Origin of the sequence: Halomonas caseinilytica, from assembly GCF_001662285.1 — a bacterium.
Taxonomy (GTDB): Bacteria; Pseudomonadota; Gammaproteobacteria; order Pseudomonadales; family Halomonadaceae; genus Halomonas; species Halomonas caseinilytica.
In genome coordinates, this window is the sequence record NZ_BDEO01000002.1 from 112252 (window position 1) to 130677 (window position 18426).

The 18426-nt window shown below is 62.9% G+C and carries 19 protein-coding genes and 7 tRNA genes; 9 read left to right on the forward strand and 17 right to left on the reverse strand.

Annotated elements, in window-relative coordinates; translation table 11 throughout:
• The first annotated feature begins 8 nt into the window (after positions 1–8).
• The 3 genes from HSDC_RS04525 (at position 9) to HSDC_RS04535 (ending at position 2100) form a co-directional block, all read left to right on the forward strand.
• Positions 9–272 (forward strand): helix-turn-helix transcriptional regulator, encoded by a 264-nt coding sequence (locus HSDC_RS04525; protein ID WP_064698758.1) that lies wholly within the window; start codon positions 9–11, stop codon positions 270–272.
• A gap of 184 nt (positions 273–456) precedes the next feature.
• Complete coding sequence (locus HSDC_RS04530) at positions 457–849, forward strand: HipA domain-containing protein (protein ID WP_064698759.1); 393 nt, start codon at positions 457–459, stop codon at positions 847–849.
• Positions 850–975: 126 nt separating this feature from the next.
• The gene (locus tag HSDC_RS04535) at positions 976–2100 is read left to right on the forward strand and encodes a type I restriction endonuclease (RefSeq protein ID WP_211612814.1); all 1125 of its coding nucleotides are present in this window, start codon (positions 976–978) and stop codon (positions 2098–2100) included.
• 345 nt (positions 2101–2445) lie between these two features.
• On the opposite strand, the gene HSDC_RS04540 is transcribed toward HSDC_RS04535, so the two are convergent.
• The 12 genes from HSDC_RS04540 to HSDC_RS04595 all read right to left on the reverse strand — a co-directional run bounded on the left by HSDC_RS04540 (position 2446) and on the right by HSDC_RS04595 (position 7254).
• Positions 2446–2533: transfer RNA gene (locus HSDC_RS04540), tRNA-Ser, on the reverse strand.
• 137 nt (positions 2534–2670) lie between these two features.
• Positions 2671–3186: a YiiD C-terminal domain-containing protein gene (locus tag HSDC_RS04545; RefSeq protein WP_064698760.1), complete on the reverse strand. Its 516-nt coding sequence runs from the start codon at positions 3184–3186 to the stop codon at positions 2671–2673.
• Entirely contained in the window at positions 3183–3743 is a 561-nt protein-coding gene (locus tag HSDC_RS04550) for a nitroreductase family protein (protein WP_064698761.1), read from the reverse strand. Before HSDC_RS04550 ends, HSDC_RS04545 begins: the two co-directional genes overlap by 4 nt.
• A 91-nt stretch (positions 3744–3834) precedes the next feature.
• Entirely contained in the window at positions 3835–4668 is an 834-nt protein-coding gene (queF, locus tag HSDC_RS04555) for an NADPH-dependent 7-cyano-7-deazaguanine reductase QueF (RefSeq protein ID WP_064698762.1), read from the reverse strand.
• Positions 4668–5441 (reverse strand): ABC transporter permease, encoded by a 774-nt coding sequence (locus tag HSDC_RS04560; RefSeq protein ID WP_064698763.1) that lies wholly within the window; start codon positions 5439–5441, stop codon positions 4668–4670. Before HSDC_RS04560 ends, queF begins: the two co-directional genes overlap by 1 nt.
• Entirely contained in the window at positions 5438–6394 is a 957-nt protein-coding gene (locus tag HSDC_RS04565) for an ABC transporter ATP-binding protein (RefSeq protein ID WP_064698764.1), read from the reverse strand. Before HSDC_RS04565 ends, HSDC_RS04560 begins: the two co-directional genes overlap by 4 nt.
• A gap of 282 nt (positions 6395–6676) precedes the next feature.
• Positions 6677–6751 (reverse strand) — tRNA-Gly (locus HSDC_RS04570).
• 27 nt (positions 6752–6778) lie between these two features.
• A tRNA-Glu gene (locus HSDC_RS04575) sits at positions 6779–6854 on the reverse strand.
• A 24-nt stretch (positions 6855–6878) separates the two neighbouring features.
• Positions 6879–6953: transfer RNA gene (locus HSDC_RS04580), tRNA-Gly, on the reverse strand.
• A gap of 26 nt (positions 6954–6979) precedes the next feature.
• Positions 6980–7055 (reverse strand) — tRNA-Glu (locus tag HSDC_RS04585).
• A 24-nt stretch (positions 7056–7079) separates the two neighbouring features.
• Positions 7080–7154: transfer RNA gene (locus HSDC_RS04590), tRNA-Gly, on the reverse strand.
• A gap of 24 nt (positions 7155–7178) precedes the next feature.
• Positions 7179–7254: transfer RNA gene (locus HSDC_RS04595), tRNA-Glu, on the reverse strand.
• A 168-nt stretch (positions 7255–7422) separates the two neighbouring features.
• Here HSDC_RS04595 and msrB point away from each other — a divergent pair.
• From msrB to htpX, 4 genes are all read left to right on the forward strand, one after another.
• Complete coding sequence (gene msrB, locus HSDC_RS04600; protein WP_064698765.1) at positions 7423–7824, forward strand: peptide-methionine (R)-S-oxide reductase MsrB; 402 nt, start codon at positions 7423–7425, stop codon at positions 7822–7824.
• An 86-nt stretch (positions 7825–7910) separates the two neighbouring features.
• Positions 7911–8864 (forward strand): ribosome biogenesis GTPase YlqF, encoded by a 954-nt coding sequence (gene ylqF, locus HSDC_RS04605; RefSeq protein WP_064698766.1) that lies wholly within the window; start codon positions 7911–7913, stop codon positions 8862–8864.
• Between the two features lie 65 nt (positions 8865–8929).
• Positions 8930–10159 carry a pyridoxal phosphate-dependent aminotransferase gene (locus HSDC_RS04610; protein ID WP_064698767.1) on the forward strand — a complete coding sequence of 410 codons (1230 nt, stop codon included), beginning with the start codon at positions 8930–8932 and terminating at the stop codon, positions 10157–10159.
• A gap of 127 nt (positions 10160–10286) precedes the next feature.
• The gene (htpX, locus tag HSDC_RS04615; protein WP_064698768.1) at positions 10287–11186 is read left to right on the forward strand and encodes a protease HtpX; all 900 of its coding nucleotides are present in this window, start codon (positions 10287–10289) and stop codon (positions 11184–11186) included.
• Positions 11187–11302: 116 nt separating this feature from the next.
• On the opposite strand, the gene pdxB is transcribed toward htpX, so the two are convergent.
• Positions 11303–12445, reverse strand: a complete 1143-nt coding sequence (gene pdxB, locus HSDC_RS04620; protein WP_064698769.1) for a 4-phosphoerythronate dehydrogenase PdxB — start codon at positions 12443–12445, stop codon at positions 11303–11305.
• A gap of 123 nt (positions 12446–12568) precedes the next feature.
• On the opposite strand from pdxB, the gene HSDC_RS04625 reads away from it, so the two are divergent.
• The gene (locus HSDC_RS04625; protein WP_064698770.1) at positions 12569–12850 is read left to right on the forward strand and encodes a hypothetical protein; all 282 of its coding nucleotides are present in this window, start codon (positions 12569–12571) and stop codon (positions 12848–12850) included.
• A 286-nt stretch (positions 12851–13136) separates the two neighbouring features.
• On the forward strand, positions 13137–13907 hold the full coding sequence (locus HSDC_RS04630; RefSeq protein ID WP_064698771.1) for a MipA/OmpV family protein: 771 nt from the start codon (positions 13137–13139) through the stop codon (positions 13905–13907).
• A 17-nt stretch (positions 13908–13924) separates the two neighbouring features.
• On the opposite strand, the gene HSDC_RS04635 is transcribed toward HSDC_RS04630, so the two are convergent.
• From HSDC_RS04635 to HSDC_RS04650, 4 genes are all read right to left on the reverse strand, one after another.
• A complete protein-coding gene (locus HSDC_RS04635) occupies positions 13925–14749 on the reverse strand; it encodes a sulfurtransferase (RefSeq protein WP_064698772.1) in 825 nt (274 codons plus the stop codon).
• Positions 14746–16944 (reverse strand): ATP-dependent helicase, encoded by a 2199-nt coding sequence (locus HSDC_RS04640; RefSeq protein WP_064698773.1) that lies wholly within the window; start codon positions 16942–16944, stop codon positions 14746–14748. The genes HSDC_RS04635 and HSDC_RS04640 overlap by 4 nt, the downstream gene beginning before the upstream one ends.
• The gene (locus tag HSDC_RS04645) at positions 16941–17495 is read right to left on the reverse strand and encodes a DUF1285 domain-containing protein (RefSeq protein ID WP_064698774.1); all 555 of its coding nucleotides are present in this window, start codon (positions 17493–17495) and stop codon (positions 16941–16943) included. Before HSDC_RS04645 ends, HSDC_RS04640 begins: the two co-directional genes overlap by 4 nt.
• Before the next feature lie 75 nt (positions 17496–17570).
• The gene (locus tag HSDC_RS04650) at positions 17571–18398 is read right to left on the reverse strand and encodes a TatD family hydrolase (RefSeq protein WP_064698775.1); all 828 of its coding nucleotides are present in this window, start codon (positions 18396–18398) and stop codon (positions 17571–17573) included.
• Between the last annotated feature and the right edge of the window lie 28 nt (positions 18399–18426).

Sequence of the window (18426 nt, forward strand, 5' to 3'; positions counted from 1 at the left end):
GACCGTCCATGGCTGACTTCACCCCACCCAAGACGCTTGGCGAACACGTTCGACACAGCGAAGACCTCGGCAAGCTGGTCCGCCAGATCCGTGCCGAACAGGAACTGCTGCAAAGTGACCTGGCCGGACTGGCCGGCACCGGCAACCGTTTCATCGTGGACCTGGAACGCGGCAAGCCCACGCTGCAATTGCAGAAAGTCCTGGACGTGCTGGATCTCATGGGCCTCGAAGTCATCGTGCAACGCAAGGGAAACGCCCCATATGGCGAATGACCAGGCGCTGGATGTCTACCATGACCACGATCTCGTGGGAAGGTAATCCGCCATCCCGGAGGGACAGCCCCATCCAGCCATATTCTCAAGCCGGACATTCGCCGCCTGAACGGTGTATGGGGATCTGCACTGAACGAGACCTTCTGCATGCAACTCGCGAACCGGCTGATTCTTCTTCAACCTGTTGATCGGCAACAACGACAGCCACGCCAAGAACCTTTCCCTCCTGTACACCGAAGCAGGGCCACGGCTGGCACCCTTCTATGACCTGATGAGCACCACGCTCTACCGCGGCTTGTCACGGCATTTCGCTTTCCAGGTCAACAGGGAGAACCGGCCTGGCAACATCGAGGCATCGCACCTCGAATCACTCGCCCGCTCGATGCGCTTCCATCCACGTTATTTCATCAAGCAAGGCACCGGGCTGGCCGAGCGAATGCTGGCCACTCTGGATGACACCCACGCCGACCTCGAGACGATCGCCCTCCCCGGCACAGAACAGACACTACTGGAGCGACTCCATCAACGAATAGCGAGCAACTGTCGCAGACTCCCCGCCCACTGGTCGACCGGCTGAGACCGCTCAACCTCGCAGCACTCACCGGCTCGGCCGGAGCCTCCGGAACCCCAAGGGCGGCTCAAAGGCATCACACCGCCTCTGATTCGACTTTGGCCTTTTGGTGAGTTTCTGCAAAGATGAGTAATGCAGGACTACAAAACAAAACACCACCAACTAATAACGCAGGGTGGCATCATGGAGCTTAGCGAGAAACTTTCTAGCATCGCCCGCCGCGGGGAAGATCAAATTGGCCACATCCAGAACGAGGAATCCACAAAGACGGCCTTGGTTCTCCCTTTCATAAGTGCATTAGGATACGACCCTTTCGACACACGAGAGGTCATCCCAGAATTTACCGCTGATGTCGGCACTAAGAAGGGTGAAAAAGTCGATTACGCCATTCGTGCGGATGGAAATCTTTCCATCCTCATGGAATGCAAACCATTGGAGACCAACTTATCCAACGTTCAGTATAGTCAATTGTATCGATACTTCGCCTGCACGGATGCTAAATTCGCCATCCTGACTAATGGCTTCGAGTACCGTTTCTATTCTGACCTTGACTCACAAAACAAACTCGACACCCAGCCATTTTTCACCTTCGATCTTAGTGATTTCAATGAGCAGGATATCGAAGAAATAAGGAAGTTTACCAAACCAAATTTCGATATTGATGCCATCCTCAGCACTGCCAACCGACTCAAATATACCAACCTGGCCAAACAGGAAATTTCTGGGGTCTTCCAAGACATTCCTGAAGAATTTGTCAAATTCATCGTCAGCAAGATCTATGAGGGTCGCCAGACTCGACAAGTCATCGAAGATTTCACACCCATCATCAAGGAAGCCGGTAAACTTTATATCAAGGAGCAGGTCGCGCAGCGCCTACGAGGTGCACTCGCCAACAACGACATCGACAGTCAGGCCATACCGGATCCAGAACCCGCTTCTGAGGCTTCCCAGCCGGATGACGACGGTATTATCACCACCCAGGAAGAAATCGATGCTTACAACATTGTTCGCTCGATCCTCGCCGAGGACGTTGATATCAGCCGAGTAGTCATGAGAGATGCCAAGTCCTACTGCGCTGTATTGCTAGATGATAACAATCGAAAACCCATCTGCCGATTCCACTTCAATGCAAAATCGATAAAGCGAGTTGGTTTCTTCAATGAAAAGAATGAGAGCCGTATCGAAATCCAGTCTGTCAGTGACTTATTTCAATACAGAGAACAGTTGAAAGCAACCATCGGAGAGTACATGGAATAGACCAAGAGCACTGTCGACCATTAGGCCGACAGTGCTCTTCAATCCGTCATTCGTCGACGACCGGCACCATTAATCGGAAGTAGTTGTGGTGGTATTGATGGACTCTGGCAACTTCTCCTTCACCCAGCGCGACCATTAGGCCGGTAGATCCACCACACCCCGCCCGTGACTTGGGCTTGTCATCACTAGGACGACCTACAGTGCTCCAGACACAGCGCCCCGAGAAGGACAATCCAAAGGCTGCTTGGAAGGGCTTAGAAAAGCCAAGCACTGACTATATGTAGCTCAAAGTGGGAAAGCTTCAAAAGAAAAAGCCGCCTCGACGGGCGGCTTGATCTGCTGTTCTGGCGGAGGGGGAGGGATTCGAACCCTCGAAGCCTTTCGACTTACACACTTTCCAGGCGTGCTCCTTCGACCACTCGGACACCCCTCCGCATTGTCATTCTCGAATTCGGCACTGCGGCGCGACGCCCGAGAATTGCGCCCTCTTTCTCTCAAGGACGGCGCGTATACTAGCGACTTAAGTCCGCGAATGCAAGCCGGTTTTCGGATTGTCGGGCGACGCCGGCGTCAGGCGCGCCGCTCGGGTAGCACGGCGTAGTCGCCCTGGGCCTCGAGGCAGAGAGTATCGCCACACCAGAGCCGCTGGACGAGGGCGATGCGTCCCTTGCCCCGGCGTTCCATGCGCTCGGCAAGGCGTACGCTGGCCTCCTCCGCCTGGGGTGTGCAGATCAGTCGATAGTCACCGGTCACAGGAGCAAGAAAGCGTTGCTGCGATTCGGCCACGACCACGTCACGGTCGTAACCGTGGCGACGCAGCCAGAGCGTGGCCCAGCACCAGCCCAACAGAGTGGTCTGGGCAGCCAGGGCGCCACCGAAGCCGGTGCCCTTGTCGTTCAGGCTGGGCGCCAGTGCCAGCTGCCAGGTCAGGGCATCACCATCGCGCTCCATGCCCTGTATACCCAGCCGGCCCGCCAGCGGTATTGCCTGGAAGAGCCAGTCGAGGAAGACGGCCGGGGCATCCTCCCCGCCCCGCTCAGGCAGCGGCAGACGTGGATGGGCGATACCGATGCTGCGCTCGCTCACGACCAGCGCTCCACGAAGTCCGAGGGATCGTGTTCGGGCAGAGGGCGATGTCGGCCACCCAGTTGGCCGAGGTAGATGAAACCGACCAGTTCGTCCTGCTCGTCGAGCCCGAGCCCCTTGCGCACGGTGGGATCGAAGGCGTATCGCCCGGTGCGCCACATGGCACCGAGCCCCTGGGCGTGGGCCGCCAGCAACAGGCCGTGAGCGGCACAACCGGCGGAGAGCACCTGCTCCACGCGCGGCACCTTGGGCTCGTCCGGCGTGACGCGAGCAATCACGGCGATGATCATCGGCGCGCGCAGCGGTTTCTTGCGCGCAGCATTCAGGGCCGCGTCATCGATATGCGGATTCTCGCGGAACTCGGCCTCGGCAAACAGTTCGCCGAGACGCTCGAGCCCGGCACCGGAGAATTCCACGAAGCGCCAGGGCCGCAGTTCCTTGTGATCCGGGGCGCGCAGCGCGGCCCGATACAAGGCGTCGAGCTGCTCGGCCGAGGGCGCCGGCCCCGTCAGCTTGCCCATGGAGCCACGTTCGTGCAGCAGCGTCATTGCATCCATCGCGCATTCCTTACGTAATCGAAAAAGCAGTCAGCAACGAGAAGAGCTCTCGACACTTTACCAGTTCGACTCGGCCCTTGTGTGCGCTCGATCACTGCCGGGCCAGGCGCAACGGCGATGGCGGCCATTCGCCCGGTGTAGCCCGCCAGGGACTGATATCGAGACCACCGCGGCGCACATAGCGTGCCAGCACCAGCAACCGCTCGGGCCTGGCCCTCGCCATCAGATCGGTGAAGATGTGCTCGACGCAGTGCTCATGGAAGTCCTGGTGCTGGCGATAGCCGACCAGATAACGCAGTAGCCCCTCGCGATCCAGCTTCGGGCCCCGATAGCGAATCATCACGCTGCCCCAGTCGGGCTGACCGGTCACCGGGCAATTCGACTTGAGCAGGTGCGAGTGCAGGGTCTCCTCGACGATCACCTCCCCCACCGTCAGATGCTCGGCGCTGGGGGTATAGTCGGCAATCTCGATATCCTGCTCGTCGATACTCTCTCCAGGCAGGGCGCGTGGTGTCAGCACCGGGTCATCGACACCGAAGACCTCGACCCCGACCGGGGCGCCGGCCGCCTCGGAAAGATCGTGTTCCAGGACCCGAACCACGCGCTCGGTCGAGGCGAAGCGGCTCTGGTTGAAACCATTGAGATAGAGCTTCCATGACTTGGACTCGATCAGTCGCGGCGAGGACGCCGGCAGCCGGAAGCGTGCCACGGCGACGATCGGCTTGCCTCTGGCATTGAGCCACGACAGCTCGAAGGCATGCCATTCATCCTCGCCGACGAACGGCAAGGCGTCCTCCTCGATGCCCAGCGGGGCACGATTGATGGCGCGCTCGATGGGATAGAGCAATCCGGCATCATACTGCTCGGGATAAGCGGACTCACGCCCCAGGGGCGCATCGGCCAGGGAGTCGGGACGGTCGTTCATCAGCTGCGGATCCCCTTGCCATTCTCCAGCATCCACAACGCCACGGCGAACAGCGCCACGATGAAGCCAAGGATGGCGGCCAGCGCCCAGCCCACCGGAATGTCGGAAACGCCAAGAAAGCCATAACGGAAGACGTTGACCATGTAGAGGATGGGGTTGAGCATCGAGGCGCCCTGCCAGAAGGCCGGCAGCAGCGAGATCGAGTAGAACACCCCGCCGAGGTAGGTCAGCGGCGTCAGCACGAAGGTCGGCACGATGGAGATGTCATCGAACTTCTTGCCCAGCAGGGCGTTGATGAAGCCGCCCGTGGCGAACAGCGCCGCGGTGAGCACCACCACGCCGACGGTCAGCAGCGGATGCGCCACCTCGATGCGCGTGAAGAACAACGACACGACGGTGACGATGATGCCGACACCGAGTCCCCGCGCCATGCCGCCCAGAATGAAGCCCGCGAGGATCACCCAGTTGGGCATCGGCGAGACCATCATCTCCTCCACGCTGCGCTGAAACTTGTTGGAGAAGAAGCTGGAGGCCACGTTGGAATAGCTGTTGGTGATCACCGACATCATGATCAAGCCGGGGACGATGAAATCCATGTAGGAGTAACCGTCCATCTCACCGATGCGCGAGCCGATCAGGTTGCCGAAGATGATGAAGTACATCGCCATGGTGATCGACGGCGGCAGCAGCGTCTGCGGCCAGATCCGCGTGAATCGCTTGATCTCCTTGATCACCAGGGTCCATAGCGCGATGGCGGTCTGTGTGGCATTCATCCGCGTACCTCCGTGTCCTGGTCAGTGGCGCCCTGGCCTTCTTCCACCATGGAGACGAACATCTCCTCCAGCCGGTTGGCCCGGTTGCGCATCGACATCACCTCGATGCCCTGCTCCCCCAGCGCCTCGAAGACGTCGTTGAGTCGCTGGCCGCGATGCACCATCACCGAGAGCTGGGCCTCGTCCACCTGACGGACCTCGAAGCCCTCGACATGCGGCGCCTGCTCGACCGGATGGGCCAGGTCGAACAGGAAGGTTTCGGTATTCAGCTCGGCGAGCAGATCACGCACGCTGGTGTCACGGACGATACGCCCATGGTTGATAATGCCGACATGGCGGCACAGGCTCTCGGCTTCTTCCAGATAGTGGGTGGTCAGGATGATGGTCGTCCCCTCCACCTCATTGATATACCGCATGTATTCCCACATGCTGCGCCGCAACTCGATATCCACGCCGGCCGTCGGCTCATCAAGGATCAGCAGCCTGGGGCGGTGCATCAAGGCACGAGCGATCATCAGGCGTCGCTTCATGCCGCCGGACAGCATGCGAGCACTGCCGTTGCGCTTGTCCCACAGGCCCAGGTCACGCAATAGCTGCTCGGCCCGTGGCAATGCCTCGCGTCGCGACATGCCATAATACCCGGCCTGGGCCAGGATGATGTCGATGACCTTCTCGAACTGATTGAAGTTGAATTCCTGGGGCACCACACCGAGGTGGTACTTGGCACGTGCGAAATCGGTATCGATGTCGATACCGAAGATCGACACCTTGCCGTCGGTCTTCTGTACCAGCGAGCAGACCACCCCCAGGGTGGTCGACTTGCCCGCGCCATTGGGGCCCAGCAGGGCATAGAAATCCCCCTGGGCAACGTCGAGGTCGATGCCCTTGAGGGCCTGGAATCCATTGCCGTAGACCTTGGTCAGACCACGGATGGACAGCGCCGGTTCGGCCATGAGCGATCCTTCGAAGCTGGGTGGATGTCACCGAAGCCCGATGACATGGGGGCATGTCATCATCGATTCAAGTAGCCCGCAAACAATACCGGTTGCATGCAACAGGTCGCACCGCGGCGGAATGCGGATGACGACGATGACGCGTCAGGCTTGACGATGGGATACCGAAGAAGAAAACGTGAACGCCGCAGCAGGAACGATTCGATCGAACCAGCCTACCAGATCGCGTCTCGAGCCCTGGCACCGCTTGCTTGATTCACTGAAACTGGGGCAACGAAATAATGGAGCGGGAAACGAGATTCGAACTCGCGACCCTCGCCTTGGCAAGGCGATGCTCTACCACTGAGCTATTCCCGCATATTGTGGTGTGTCGGCATTGCGAGGTGGCGTCCCATAGGGGGTTCGAACCCCTGTTACCGCCGTGAAAGGGCGGTGTCCTGGACCACTAGACGAATGGGACGCATCGGCTTTCATGTCGAAAACCTGGAGCGGGAAACGAGATTCGAACTCGCGACCCTCGCCTTGGCAAGGCGATGCTCTACCACTGAGCTATTCCCGCGCTTCGCACTGTCGAGCACCGGAAGGTGGCGTCCCATAGGGGGTTCGAACCCCTGTTACCGCCGTGAAAGGGCGGTGTCCTGGACCACTAGACGAATGGGACGCATCGGTTTCCATGTCGAAAACCTGGAGCGGGAAACGAGATTCGAACTCGCGACCCTCGCCTTGGCAAGGCGATGCTCTACCACTGAGCTATTCCCGCACTCCGGTACCTTGATGAGTCGAGTGGCGTCCCATAGGGGGTTCGAACCCCTGTTACCGCCGTGAAAGGGCGGTGTCCTAGACCACTAGACGAATGGGACGTGTCGCTCGCCTCGTCGAGGTGGCGCGTATATTACTCAGCGCCTCGAAAAGAGTCAACCCCGACACCCATCCCGTTGATTATCAACCCAACGTTGGCGATGCTGACTGGAAAAAAAGACCGACTTGAATGTCACAATAGACAGGCAGGCACGACGAGGAGACCGCCCATGCGCAAGAAAATCGAGAAGAGCGACGCCGAGTGGCGCGAGCAGCTCACCCCGGAGCAATACCACGTCACTCGCGAAAAGGGCACCGAACGTCCTTTCACGGGTGACTACCAGGTCACCGAGGAACATGGCATCTACCACTGTGTGTGTTGTCACGCTCCCCTGTTCGAGAATGAGCACAAGTTCGAGGCCGGCTGCGGCTGGCCAAGCTTCGACCGGCCACTCTCCTCGGAGTGTGTGGAGGAGCAGCCCGACAACAGCCACGGCATGCAACGCATCGAGGTAACCTGTGCACGCTGCAACGCCCATCTCGGCCACGTCTTTCCCGATGGCCCACCGGAGACCACCGGGCAGCGTTTCTGCATCAACTCAGTGGCCCTGAGCTTCCACTCCGGCGAATGAAGGCGGCCCCTGCGACGGCCGGTCATCTGCTATGATGGTCGGCCGTTTTCGCGTTTTCACCGCTACAAGGCAAGCAGGAGGGGCCGATGCTCGGCTGGTACCCGGGACACATGAACAAGGCGCGCCGCCAGATTCTCGAGGCGCTGCCGGAAATCGACGTCGTGATCGAAGTGCTCGACGCCCGCCTGCCCTACTCCAGCGCCAATCCCATGCTGGCGAGCCTGACCCGCCACAAGCCGGTGCTCAAGGTCCTCTCCCGGGCCGATCTCGCCGACCCCGAGCGCACCCGCGAATGGACGAACCACTTCGATGCCCAGCCCGAGGTTCGCGCGCTGGCCGTAACCACCACCCAGGCCCGGGAGCTCAAGCGCGTTCCCAAGCTGTGCCATGAACTGGCCGGTCAGGTCCGGGCCGACCGCGACGTGCGCGTCATGGTCATGGGCATTCCCAACGTCGGCAAGTCGACACTGATCAATGGCCTGGCCGGGCGTACCATCGCCAAGACCGGCAACGAACCGGCCGTCACCAAGCGCCAGCAGAAGGTCCGCATCGCCGGCCAGGTCGCCCTCATCGACACCCCGGGCGTGCTGTGGCCGAAGATCGAAGATCAGGCCAGCGCCTACCGACTGGCCGCCAGCGGCGCGATCCGCGACACTGCCATCGACTACGTGGATGTCGCGATCGTCACGGCGGCAGAGCTCGCCAGACGCTACCCCAATGCCCTCTCGAGTCGCTTCAAGCTCAAGGAGCTGCCGGTCTACCGGCCGAATCCCGAGGCCGAACGCATCGAGGCCGATGGTGCCCCCGGCCCCGACCTGCTGGCACAGGCCGGCTTCGACGGTCACGCCATCCTGGCGGCCATCGCCGGCAAGCGCGGCGGACTGCGTGCCGGCGGCGAAGTGGATCTTCATCGTGGGGCCGAAGTGCTGCTGCACGAGCTTCGCGACGGCAAGCTGGGGCGCCTGACCCTGGAGACACCCGCCGACATTCCGGCACCCGAAGAAGTAGAAGACGCCGACCCGGACGCGAGCGCCGAATAAGCGGCAAGCCTCGCCCTCAAGAGCCCGACATTCCGGCCATACCTGGACACCCCTGGAAGCACGACATGGATACTGCCCCGCTCAATAAATCGCACAAGCTCGACAGCGTCTGCTACGACATCCGCGGCCCGGTGCTCGAACATGCCAAGCGTCTGGAGGACGAAGGCCAGCGAGTCCTCAAGCTGAACATCGGCAACCCGGCGCCATTCGGCTTCGAAGCGCCCGAAGAAATCCTTCAGGACGTGATGCGCAACCTGCCCACCGCCCAGGGGTATTGCGACTCCAAGGGGCTCTACTCGGCACGCAAGGCGATCATGCAGGAGTGCCAGCGCAAGGAGATCCCCGGCGTCGGCATCGAGGATATCTACATTGGCAACGGCGTCTCCGAGTTGATCGTGATGGCGCTGCAGGCGCTGCTCAACGATGGCGACGAGCTGCTGATCCCGGCTCCCGACTATCCGCTGTGGACGGCGGCAGCCAACCTCTCCGGCGGCCGCGCCGTGCACTACCTGTGCGACGAGCAGTCCGACTGGGCGCCGGACATGGACGATATCCGCGCCAAGGTGACGAGCCATACCCGAGCCATCGTCATCATCAATCCCAACAACCCTACCGGAGCCGTCTATCCCCCGGAGGTCGTCAGCGAGCTGCTCGACATCGCCCGGGAACACGACCTGGTGGTGTTCTCCGACGAGATCTACGACAAGATCCTCTACGATGGGGTCGAGCATGTCGCCACCGGTGCCCTGGCCTCCGAGGACCAGCTGGTGGTGACCATGAACGGGCTCTCCAAGAGCTACCGCTGCGCCGGTTTTCGCAGCGGCTGGATGACGCTCTCGGGCACGCTGGCCAAGAAGCGTGCCGGCGACTTCATCCAGGGGCTGACCATGCTTGCCTCGATGCGTCTGTGTGCCAACGTCCCGGCCCAGCATGCCATCCAGACCGCCCTGGGCGGCTATCAGTCGATCAACGACCTGATCCTGCCTGGCGGCCGGCTGCTCGCCCAGCGCGACATCACCTTTGACAAGCTCAATGCCATTCCCGGGGTCAGCTGCACCAAACCCAAGGGCGCGCTCTACGCCTTCCCGCGCCTGGACCCCAAGGTCTTCAACATCCAGGACGACCAACAGATGGTGCTCGACCTGCTGCTCCAGGAGAAGATCCTGCTCGTCCAGGGCAGCGCCTTCAACTGGCCCGAACCCGATCATGTGCGCATCGTCACCCTGCCCTGGGTCGACCAGCTCGACGATGCCCTGGAGCGCTTCGCGCGCTTCCTGTCACGTTATCGCCAATAGTTGGACCTACGCTTGACGCCAGGCTTGAAACCCTTGGCGAAAGCCCGTATCTAATGCAAGGCTTTACCATCGCCGCGTCCGCCGATTCCCGGCCGGGCGCGACAATCTCGACGGGAGATATCCGGCAATGATGAGAATCCTGCTCTTTCTGGGCACCAACCTGGCCGTCATCCTGGTCGCCAGCATCACCCTGCGACTACTCGGCGTGGACGCCTATCTCTCCGAGAACGGCATGAACATGACCGGGCTGCTGATCTTCTGCTTCATCTTCGGCATGGCAGGGTCGATGGTCTCGCTGTTCATCTCCAAGTGGATGGCCAAGCGCTCCACCGGCACCGTGGTCATCGAGACGCCCTCCAACGCCACCGAGAAGTGGCTGCTCGATACCGTGGCCGAACTCGCGCGCGACGCCGGCATCAAGACCCCGGAGGTCGGTATCTTCCCGGCCCAGCAGTCCAACGCCTTCGCGACCGGCTGGAAGAAGGACGACGCCCTCGTGGCCGTTTCCGCCGGCCTGCTCAACCGCATGAAGCCCGAAGAGATTCGTGCCGTGCTGGCTCACGAGATCGGTCACGTGGCCAACGGCGACATGGTCACCCTGGCGTTGATCCAGGGCGTGCTCAATACCTTCGTGATGTTCTTCGCGCGCGTCGTCGCGCAACTGGTCGACAGCTTCCTGCGCAAGGACGACAACGGCGGGCTGGGCTTCTTCGGCTACTTCGCGGTGGTCATCGTCGCCGAGATCGTCTTCGGCCTGATCGCCTCGGCCATCGTCGCCTGGTTCTCGCGCTTCCGCGAATATCGCGCCGATGCCGCAGGTGCCAGCCTGGCCGGCAGCGGTGCCATGATCAACGCCCTGGCACGCCTCAAGGCCGAGACCCAGATGCCGGACCAGATGCCGGACACCCTGACCGCCTTTGCCATCACCACCGGCCAGTCACGCCGCCTGATGGAAAAACTCTTCGCCAGCCACCCACCGCTGGACGAGCGCATCCGCGCCCTGAAGGAAGCCGCCTATCGGCAGTAAAGACGCGCCGCTGGCAGGAATAGAAACGGCGCCGAGCGCCTTTGAGGAGGGAAGGCATGGACCTGGGGCGCCAGGGATGCCTTCCCTCTTTTCCTTCCGGTTTCATGCTTGGCGCTTCACGTTGTGACCCTGAACCCCGCCGCCGACAGCGGCTCGGCGAGGTGGGAAGCAGCCGCTTCGAGGACCACCTCGAGAGTCGAGAACTCACGACGCAGCGGGTAGTTCGCCCGACAAGCATCGAAACCTTCCTCCAGCCCCAGATGCCGGGCTCGCTGCCGGAGCGCATCGTGGTCACGACGCGGATCGTAGACGGCACGCATGCACACGCGTAGCGCTTCCTCGATCTCGAGCCCGGCATCCAGCACCAGACGTGGCACGGGCGGCGCCGGCATCAGCTCCGCCTCGCCCATCCGGGCAGGAAGCCCGACATGGCGCGCCAAGGCACGATATATCTGATGTGTGCCACGCAGCTTGCCATCCAGGCTGTAACCGGCCACGTGCGGCGTGGCGAGCTCGGCTTGGTCGCGCAGGGCCGCGTCGATGCCGGGTTCGTTCTCCCAGACATCCAGTATCGCCGCGATGTCTCCCCGCCCCGACAACCGGCCGCGCAGAGCCTGGCCATCCACGCAGTCGCCCCGGCCGGCGTTGAGCACCAGCGTGCCGGGCGTCAATTCGGCGATCCGGCAGGCATCGAGCAAGTGACGCGTGGCATGCGCCCCCTCCTGCACCAGCGGCGTATGCAGGCAGAGCACGTCGCAGCGATCCACCAGGGTGTCCAGGTCGGCAAAGTCCGTGCGACCTTCCCTCTCGGCACGCGGCGGATCACAGGCCAGGCAGTCGATGCCCAGTGCCTGCAGCCGCGCCAGCAGTCGTCCCCCGACATTGCCGACACCGATGACACCGATGCGACGCTCGGTGAGCCGAAAATCCTCTCGCTCGGCCAGGGTCGCCAGACTCGCCAGTACGTAATCGACCACGGCCTCGGCATTGCACCCCGGGGCGCTGGCGAACCCGATTCCGTGCCTGGACAATGCCCGCGTATCGACATGATCGGTGCCGATGGTGCAGGTACCGACGAAGCGTAGCCGAGAATCCCTCACCAGATCCTCATCGACCCGAGTGACCGAACGCACCACCAGGGCATCGGCATCGCGTACCGTCGCGGCATTGATCTCGCGTCCGGGCACGCTGACCACCTGGCCCAGCGCACCGAAACAGCGCTGGGCTTCGGGAACGTTGGCATCGACGATGATCCGCATGATGGTATCCTCCCGCGCCGGCCCGTCGGCTTTGAGCCCCGGGCACAAGGCCTTACAATATCGAGCATGTTACACGAGCGGTGCCGCCAGCGCCGCCACCACGCTACCAACACCGGAGCCACCGTGATCGTCCGCTGGGAAACCGACCATGACTATGTACTGATACATGTCCACCAGGACATGTTCGGCGACTGGATATTCAGTCGTGCCTGGGGGCAGATCGGCACCCAGTTCGGCGGCTTGAAGCACCAGCTTGCCGACGACCATGCCCAGGCGATGATGTGGCTCGACGACGAGGCGACCATCCAGGCCTCGCGAGGCTTCCACAAGGTTCTGGAGGCCGACGATCATAGCCCCGAAGGCCAGGATGCCGTGAAGCAACTCTCCTTGCTCGACTCCGCCTAGCTCTACAGTGTCATAAATCAGCTTGTTCCGATATTGGGACATTCTGTCTTAGGGGATGACGGTTGCAGCGGATGTCACGCTCTACGCTTCACGACGGTTTCGAGGCCTTCGAATTGGGGGCCATGCACGTTTTCAACGACAGCCAGGTGGTCACAGTGGACGACCAGTAAACCGGCTGGCGCGGCAAGGATACCTACGATACTGTATGTAAAGGGTCGGGGGTGTGCCTGCAAAATGGCGGGCGGCCAACCGGTGGTCATGCAATGAATCCAGGGAGTCGGGCGGCATGCAGGCAGGATATCGATACGCGGCGCTGGCCGTGATGCTACCGATGCTGGCGGTGGCAATACCCAGCCAGGCACAGGACAGCGGCTGGCAAGGAAGTCTGGGCGCGGGGGCGATTTACGCTCCCGATTATCTGGGAAGCGACGACTACGAGACGTCCATATGGCCATCGGTCAACCTGACCTATGGCGATAGCATATATATCAACCCACGCGATGGCGTGGGCTGGAATGTCATTCATCGGAATGGCTGGCGGGTATCGCCGTTTCTCGGTTACACCTTCGGACGCGACAACGACGACGATCTGCACCGCCTGGATGAGGTCGACGGAGGCGTCACGGCGGGATTGCGAGCCGAATACACCGAGGGACATTGGCAGTACAGCGCGGCCGTGGAAACGCCGCTGAGCGGGGACGTGGATGGCTACCATGCCAGCGCCAAGGCCCATTGGCGCTCGCGCTTGACCCAACGGCTCTCCGTTTCGCTAGGCCCGAACATTGCCTATGGGAGCGATGCTTGGACCGAGGACATGTTCGGCATTTCCGCGCAGGAGAGTCGGCGCTCTGGGCTGGAGGCGTACTCACCGAACGAAGGCTATTTCCGCATCGGTGCCAATGCCAGCGCCAGTTATTATCTCACGCGGACATGGTCCATCACAGGCATGGTCGGCGTGTCACGCCTGACCGGCGACGCCAAGGATAGCCCCATCGTCGACGAGATCGGTGATGCGACCCAGTCCTACGTGGGTGGATTCATCAACTACAACTTCTAGGTGCTCAGATGGGCTGCCTAGTCACCCGTGGCGATGGGTCTCGCCGGATCGCGAATCCACTCGCTCCAGGAGCCGACATAGAGCTTGGGCAGCGGCAAGCCGGCCACGGCGTGGGCCAGAATATTGTGGCAGGCGGTGACCCCGGAGCCACAGTAGCTGATGACATCACTCGCTTCCGGCAATGCCTCGCGCAGCGCGGTCGGCGACTTGAAGCACCCGCTCTCGCCCAGGTTGTCTGCGCTGGGCCGGCAGAACGCGCCGGGAATATGCCCCGCCAGCGCATCCACCGGCTCGTGCTCGCCGCGAAACCGCTCCCGGGAGCGCGCATCGAGCTTCAGCGCCCGGCTGGAGAAGACCTCGTCGGCCTCGACCCAGGTATCGTCATCAAAGGCGGGCGCCCAATCGCTCGCGGCGGCCGGCGCTTTTTCGCCCTCCTCCAGCGAACCGCCTGCCTTCTGCCAGGCCGGCAACCCGCCATCGAGCACCCGCACGTCCGGATGCCCCGCCCACCGAGCCAGCATCCACCAGGCACGCGCCGCGGCAAGCTGCCCGCCCGTGTCGTCATACACCACCACGGGGCGACCCGGTTCGACACCCAGCCGTCGCAGCGTCGCGGCAAAAGCAGCGGGAGCGGGAAGCGGGTGACGGCCTCGCACACCGGGCGACGAGGCCAGGTCTCGATCAAGGTCGAGATGACGGCTGGTGGGGACATGTCCCTCGCGCCACAGACGAGCGCCAGCCTCAGGCTCCCCGAGCCGTGCCCGACAATCCAGCACCACAGGGGTCTGCGGCTCGCTCAGCCAGTGGCGCAGTGCCTCGGCACCGATCAGAACATCGCTCATGCGTGCTCTCCTTCCAGCAGTTCGATAGGGGCTCGACTGGCGATCAGTCGCCGCCGTCCAGCCTGGAGGAAACGTACCTCGATTACCGGGTTGGCCGGGTCGCCCTCCACCACGCTGATCTCTCCTTCGCCGAACACTGCGTGATTCAGCCGCTGGCCGACCCGATAGTCAGCCCCACGCTCGGCGACACCCGAGCGCTCGGCGGCTTCGACCGGCAGGTCGATCGGCGAATCCGGCGACAGGGCCGCCAGGTAGCGGCGTACCAGGTCGGGCCGCGTCACCGCCAGGGGCGTCGTGTCATCCGGAGCCGCCAGGCGCTGCGCTACGCGCAGGCCATCCTCCCAGGCGGTTTCACCAAGGAAGCGGCTGGGCCGATGATCACCGCCGTCGTGCAGCATCACCAGCCGTTCCCGAGCCCGGGTAATGGCTACGTAGAACAGCCGTCGCTCTTCCTCGAGCCGCTGGGGATTCAACGGATTGTCCCGGGTATAGTGCGGAAAATCTTCCTCGTTGGCACCGGCCAGCACCACCAGCGGCCACTCCAACCCCTTGGCACCGTGCACGGTGTTGATCAAAACGCCATCGTCACGGTTCTCCACCGGGCGTCTCAACAGCTCAGTGAAGGCCCCCAGATCGCTCACCTCGCTGGCCTGCTCGATGAGCACATCCAGCAGGCGCACATCCTCCTCCCCCTTGTCACGGCGCGCGGCGGCACGCTTGAGCACCTTTTCCGCCTCCACCGCCTCGATCACATGCCCCAGCAGGCGAGCGGGCGACCACGCCGAGAGCTTGGGCAGCTCGCACAGCAGCGCCCAGCGGCGCTTGAGGGTGCGCCGCTGGTGGGGCTTGATGCCCTCCAGCAAGGGGTCGTGACGCTCGGGCCAGCGCTGGGTCTCGGCCAGACGCGCCGCCAGCGCCGCCAGGCGCTCGCGAGGCACGAAAGGCGTCGGCTGGGACAACAGCGTCAGCAAGTGGCCAGGGTCCTGCAGCAGGGAAGCATCCCGGGCCAGCATCAGATACCCTGCCAGCGCCTCAACCAGCGGCAGGCGGAACACGAAACGGTCCTCCCGAGCCAGCCGGAAAGGCACTCCGGCGCGCAGCAGCGCCAATTGCAGCGGGACCGACAAGGCCCAGCTGCGTACCAGCAGGCAAGCCTCCGAGAGGTCTCGGCCCTGGCGCTGCCAGGCGGCCAGCTCGTTCAGCAACGCCTGGCTGCCCTGGTTCACCGACAGTTGGGTCGCCGGATTGTCGGGCGCGGCCAGGCAGGTCTGGTCGGGGCGCCGCCGATTGGCATCGATGGCATGATTGGCCACCAGCGCTAGGGCATGGCCATGCCGGAAGGTCGTCGAAAGCGGATAGTCATGGGCGGCACCGAAGGTCGCGGTGAAGTTCTCGAGCATGGTGTCGGGATGGGCGCCACGCCATTCGTAGATGCATTGGTTGGCATCCCCTACCGCCATCACCGCCGCCTCGCGGCCCGCCAGGACGGCCAGCAAGCGCTGCTGGGCGACGTTGATGTCCTGATATTCATCGATGATGACGTGATCGAGAAACCCCTGAACGCGCGCGCGCAGGGTCGCGTCGGCTTCCAGTGCCAGCAGCGGACGATAGATCAGATCGGCGTAGGTCATCAGGCCGTGATCGGCGAGCAGGGTTTCGGCCTGCTCGAAGGCGCCCACGAAATGCTCGGTACCGTCGCCGAAATCGAGCCGCGCATACAGCTCGGCGGGGTCGGCCATTTCCGCCTTCACCAATCCGCAGAAGTGTGCCAGGGCTTCCAGCTTGTCGGCGTCAAGGGCGGTCTCGCGCGCGTCTGGCGCTCCTTCCAGGGCATTCAGCGAGGCCTGGCGCAGCAGGCGTTCCAGTTGCCAGTCAGCGGTCAGCAACTGACGCGGTGACAGCACACCCCAGCGGGTCAGGCTCTGACTGAGGCGATGGCCGAGAGAATGAAAGGTGCGCACGTCGGGCAACCGCTGCCCTGCCGGCGCCATGGCCGCCAGCCGTGCCTGAAAGTCCTCGCGGGCGGAACGATTGAACATCAGTACCAGCAGACGCGACGGGGCAATACCGCGCTCGAGCAGTTTCAGCACCCGCGCAACCATGGTGGTGGTCTTGCCGGCACCGGCCACCGCCGCGACCCGGGCATGACCCGCTTCATGGGCGATGACGGCACGCTGTTCCGACGTCAACCTCATGGCGCCGCGCCGTCCAGCCGACCCAACGGGTGCCAGGCGCCACCGCTGGTCAACCCCAGCCAGGGCACACCCTGCTCGTCGGTGCGCTCCTCGGCCTGCTCGATCAGTCGATAGAAGAGATTACGCCCGAGCCGCGCGGCCAGACCGAAGCGCACCGGCACTTCGGGGACCCATTCACCGCGGGGCGTGGCGGTGACGCTCAGGCGATGGGTGGCATCGAGCCGCACTTGGTCGCCCAGGTTGGTGACGACATGCCAGTCGCCCTGGTCGTCGCGCTCGGCATCGACGGCGATGAAGGCCAGGTCCTCGACCTGGACACGCTGCTTCTCGACGGGCGTCACCAGCCAGTGCGAGCCATCGCCTTCTCGCCGCAGGATCGTGGAGAGCAGACGCACCAGGCGTGGCCGGGCGATGACGCCCCCCTCGTGAATCCAGCGACCATCGGCGGCGATCAACAGATCCATCTCGCCGGCATGCTCGGGCGCCCAGCGATCCACCGGCGGAATCCCGCCCGAGGCATCGATGTCGTCCAGCAGTGAGTCCAGAGGCATGCGCGCTCCTTCCAGCAGCAATGGGCAGGCAAGACGCCAACGAGCAGGCTTGCCCGCAAGGCCGATGAACGAAGGCTAGACCAGGCCGGCCTTGGCCAGTGACTGACGCACTTCGCTCGAGGCTTCGGGCGCGGCCGCCTTGAACAGCCGATAGAAGTTGGCGGTAGTCTGCATGGCCACTTCCTCGACGCTGATCCCTCGCTCGGCAGCGATGCATTCGGCCACTTCCACCACCCAGGCCGGCTCGTTGGGCTTGCCGCGATGCGGCACCGGCGCCAGGTAAGGGCTGTCGGTCTCGATCAGCAGGCGATCAAGGGGCAGGCGTCGCGCCAGCTCGCGGACCGAACTGGCATTGCGGAAGGTGACGATGCCCGACAACGAGATATGAAATCCCTGGCCGACGGCCTCGCGGGCCATGTCCAGGTCTTCGGTGAAGCAGTGCAGCACACCGCCCACGTCGGGATCGACGTGCTCGCGTATCAGCGCCAGAGTATCTTCCCGGGCCTCACGGGTATGGATGATGACCGGCAGACCCAACTGGGTAGCCGCGATCAGGTGGCGACGAAAGCGCTCGTACTGCACCTCGCGTGGCACGCCATCGTAGTGATAATCGAGCCCGGTTTCACCGATGGCCACGGCGCCATGACCGTCGGCGGCCTCCATGATCGCTTCGACGCTCGGCTCTTCGGGCACCTCGTGTAGCGGATGCACACCGGCAGAAATCGCTACATCATCGTGCTCACGGGCAAGAGCGGCAAGGCCGGGCATGCCCTCGAGCGTGGTCGCAATCGCCAGGAACTGACGCACGCCACGAGCGCGGGCCGCCGCCAGGGCCGCTCCGACATCACCGTCATGGGTACGCGGGTCGAGACGATCGAGATGACAGTGGGAATCGACAAACATGCGCTAGCTTCACCGGTTTGAATAATGA

Coding starts and splice junctions, on each gene's coding strand:
- HSDC_RS04525 (WP_064698758.1), top strand. CDS start 9: ATGGCTGACTTCACCCCACCCAAGACGCTTGGCGAACACGTTCGACAC.
- HSDC_RS04535 (WP_211612814.1), top strand. CDS start 976: ATGCAGGACTACAAAACAAAACACCACCAACTAATAACGCAGGGTGGC.
- HSDC_RS04550 (WP_064698761.1), bottom strand. CDS start 3,743: ATGGATGCAATGACGCTGCTGCACGAACGTGGCTCCATGGGCAAGCTG.
- queF (WP_064698762.1), bottom strand. CDS start 4,668: ATGAACGACCGTCCCGACTCCCTGGCCGATGCGCCCCTGGGGCGTGAG.
- HSDC_RS04560 (WP_064698763.1), bottom strand. CDS start 5,441: ATGAATGCCACACAGACCGCCATCGCGCTATGGACCCTGGTGATCAAG.
- HSDC_RS04565 (WP_064698764.1), bottom strand. CDS start 6,394: ATGGCCGAACCGGCGCTGTCCATCCGTGGTCTGACCAAGGTCTACGGC.
- msrB (WP_064698765.1), top strand. CDS start 7,423: ATGCGCAAGAAAATCGAGAAGAGCGACGCCGAGTGGCGCGAGCAGCTC.
- ylqF (WP_064698766.1), top strand. CDS start 7,911: ATGCTCGGCTGGTACCCGGGACACATGAACAAGGCGCGCCGCCAGATT.
- HSDC_RS04610 (WP_064698767.1), top strand. CDS start 8,930: ATGGATACTGCCCCGCTCAATAAATCGCACAAGCTCGACAGCGTCTGC.
- htpX (WP_064698768.1), top strand. CDS start 10,287: ATGATGAGAATCCTGCTCTTTCTGGGCACCAACCTGGCCGTCATCCTG.
- pdxB (WP_064698769.1), bottom strand. CDS start 12,445: ATGCGGATCATCGTCGATGCCAACGTTCCCGAAGCCCAGCGCTGTTTC.
- HSDC_RS04630 (WP_064698771.1), top strand. CDS start 13,137: ATGCAGGCAGGATATCGATACGCGGCGCTGGCCGTGATGCTACCGATG.
- HSDC_RS04635 (WP_064698772.1), bottom strand. CDS start 14,749: ATGAGCGATGTTCTGATCGGTGCCGAGGCACTGCGCCACTGGCTGAGC.
- HSDC_RS04640 (WP_064698773.1), bottom strand. CDS start 16,944: ATGAGGTTGACGTCGGAACAGCGTGCCGTCATCGCCCATGAAGCGGGT.
- HSDC_RS04645 (WP_064698774.1), bottom strand. CDS start 17,495: ATGCCTCTGGACTCACTGCTGGACGACATCGATGCCTCGGGCGGGATT.
- HSDC_RS04650 (WP_064698775.1), bottom strand. CDS start 18,398: ATGTTTGTCGATTCCCACTGTCATCTCGATCGTCTCGACCCGCGTACC.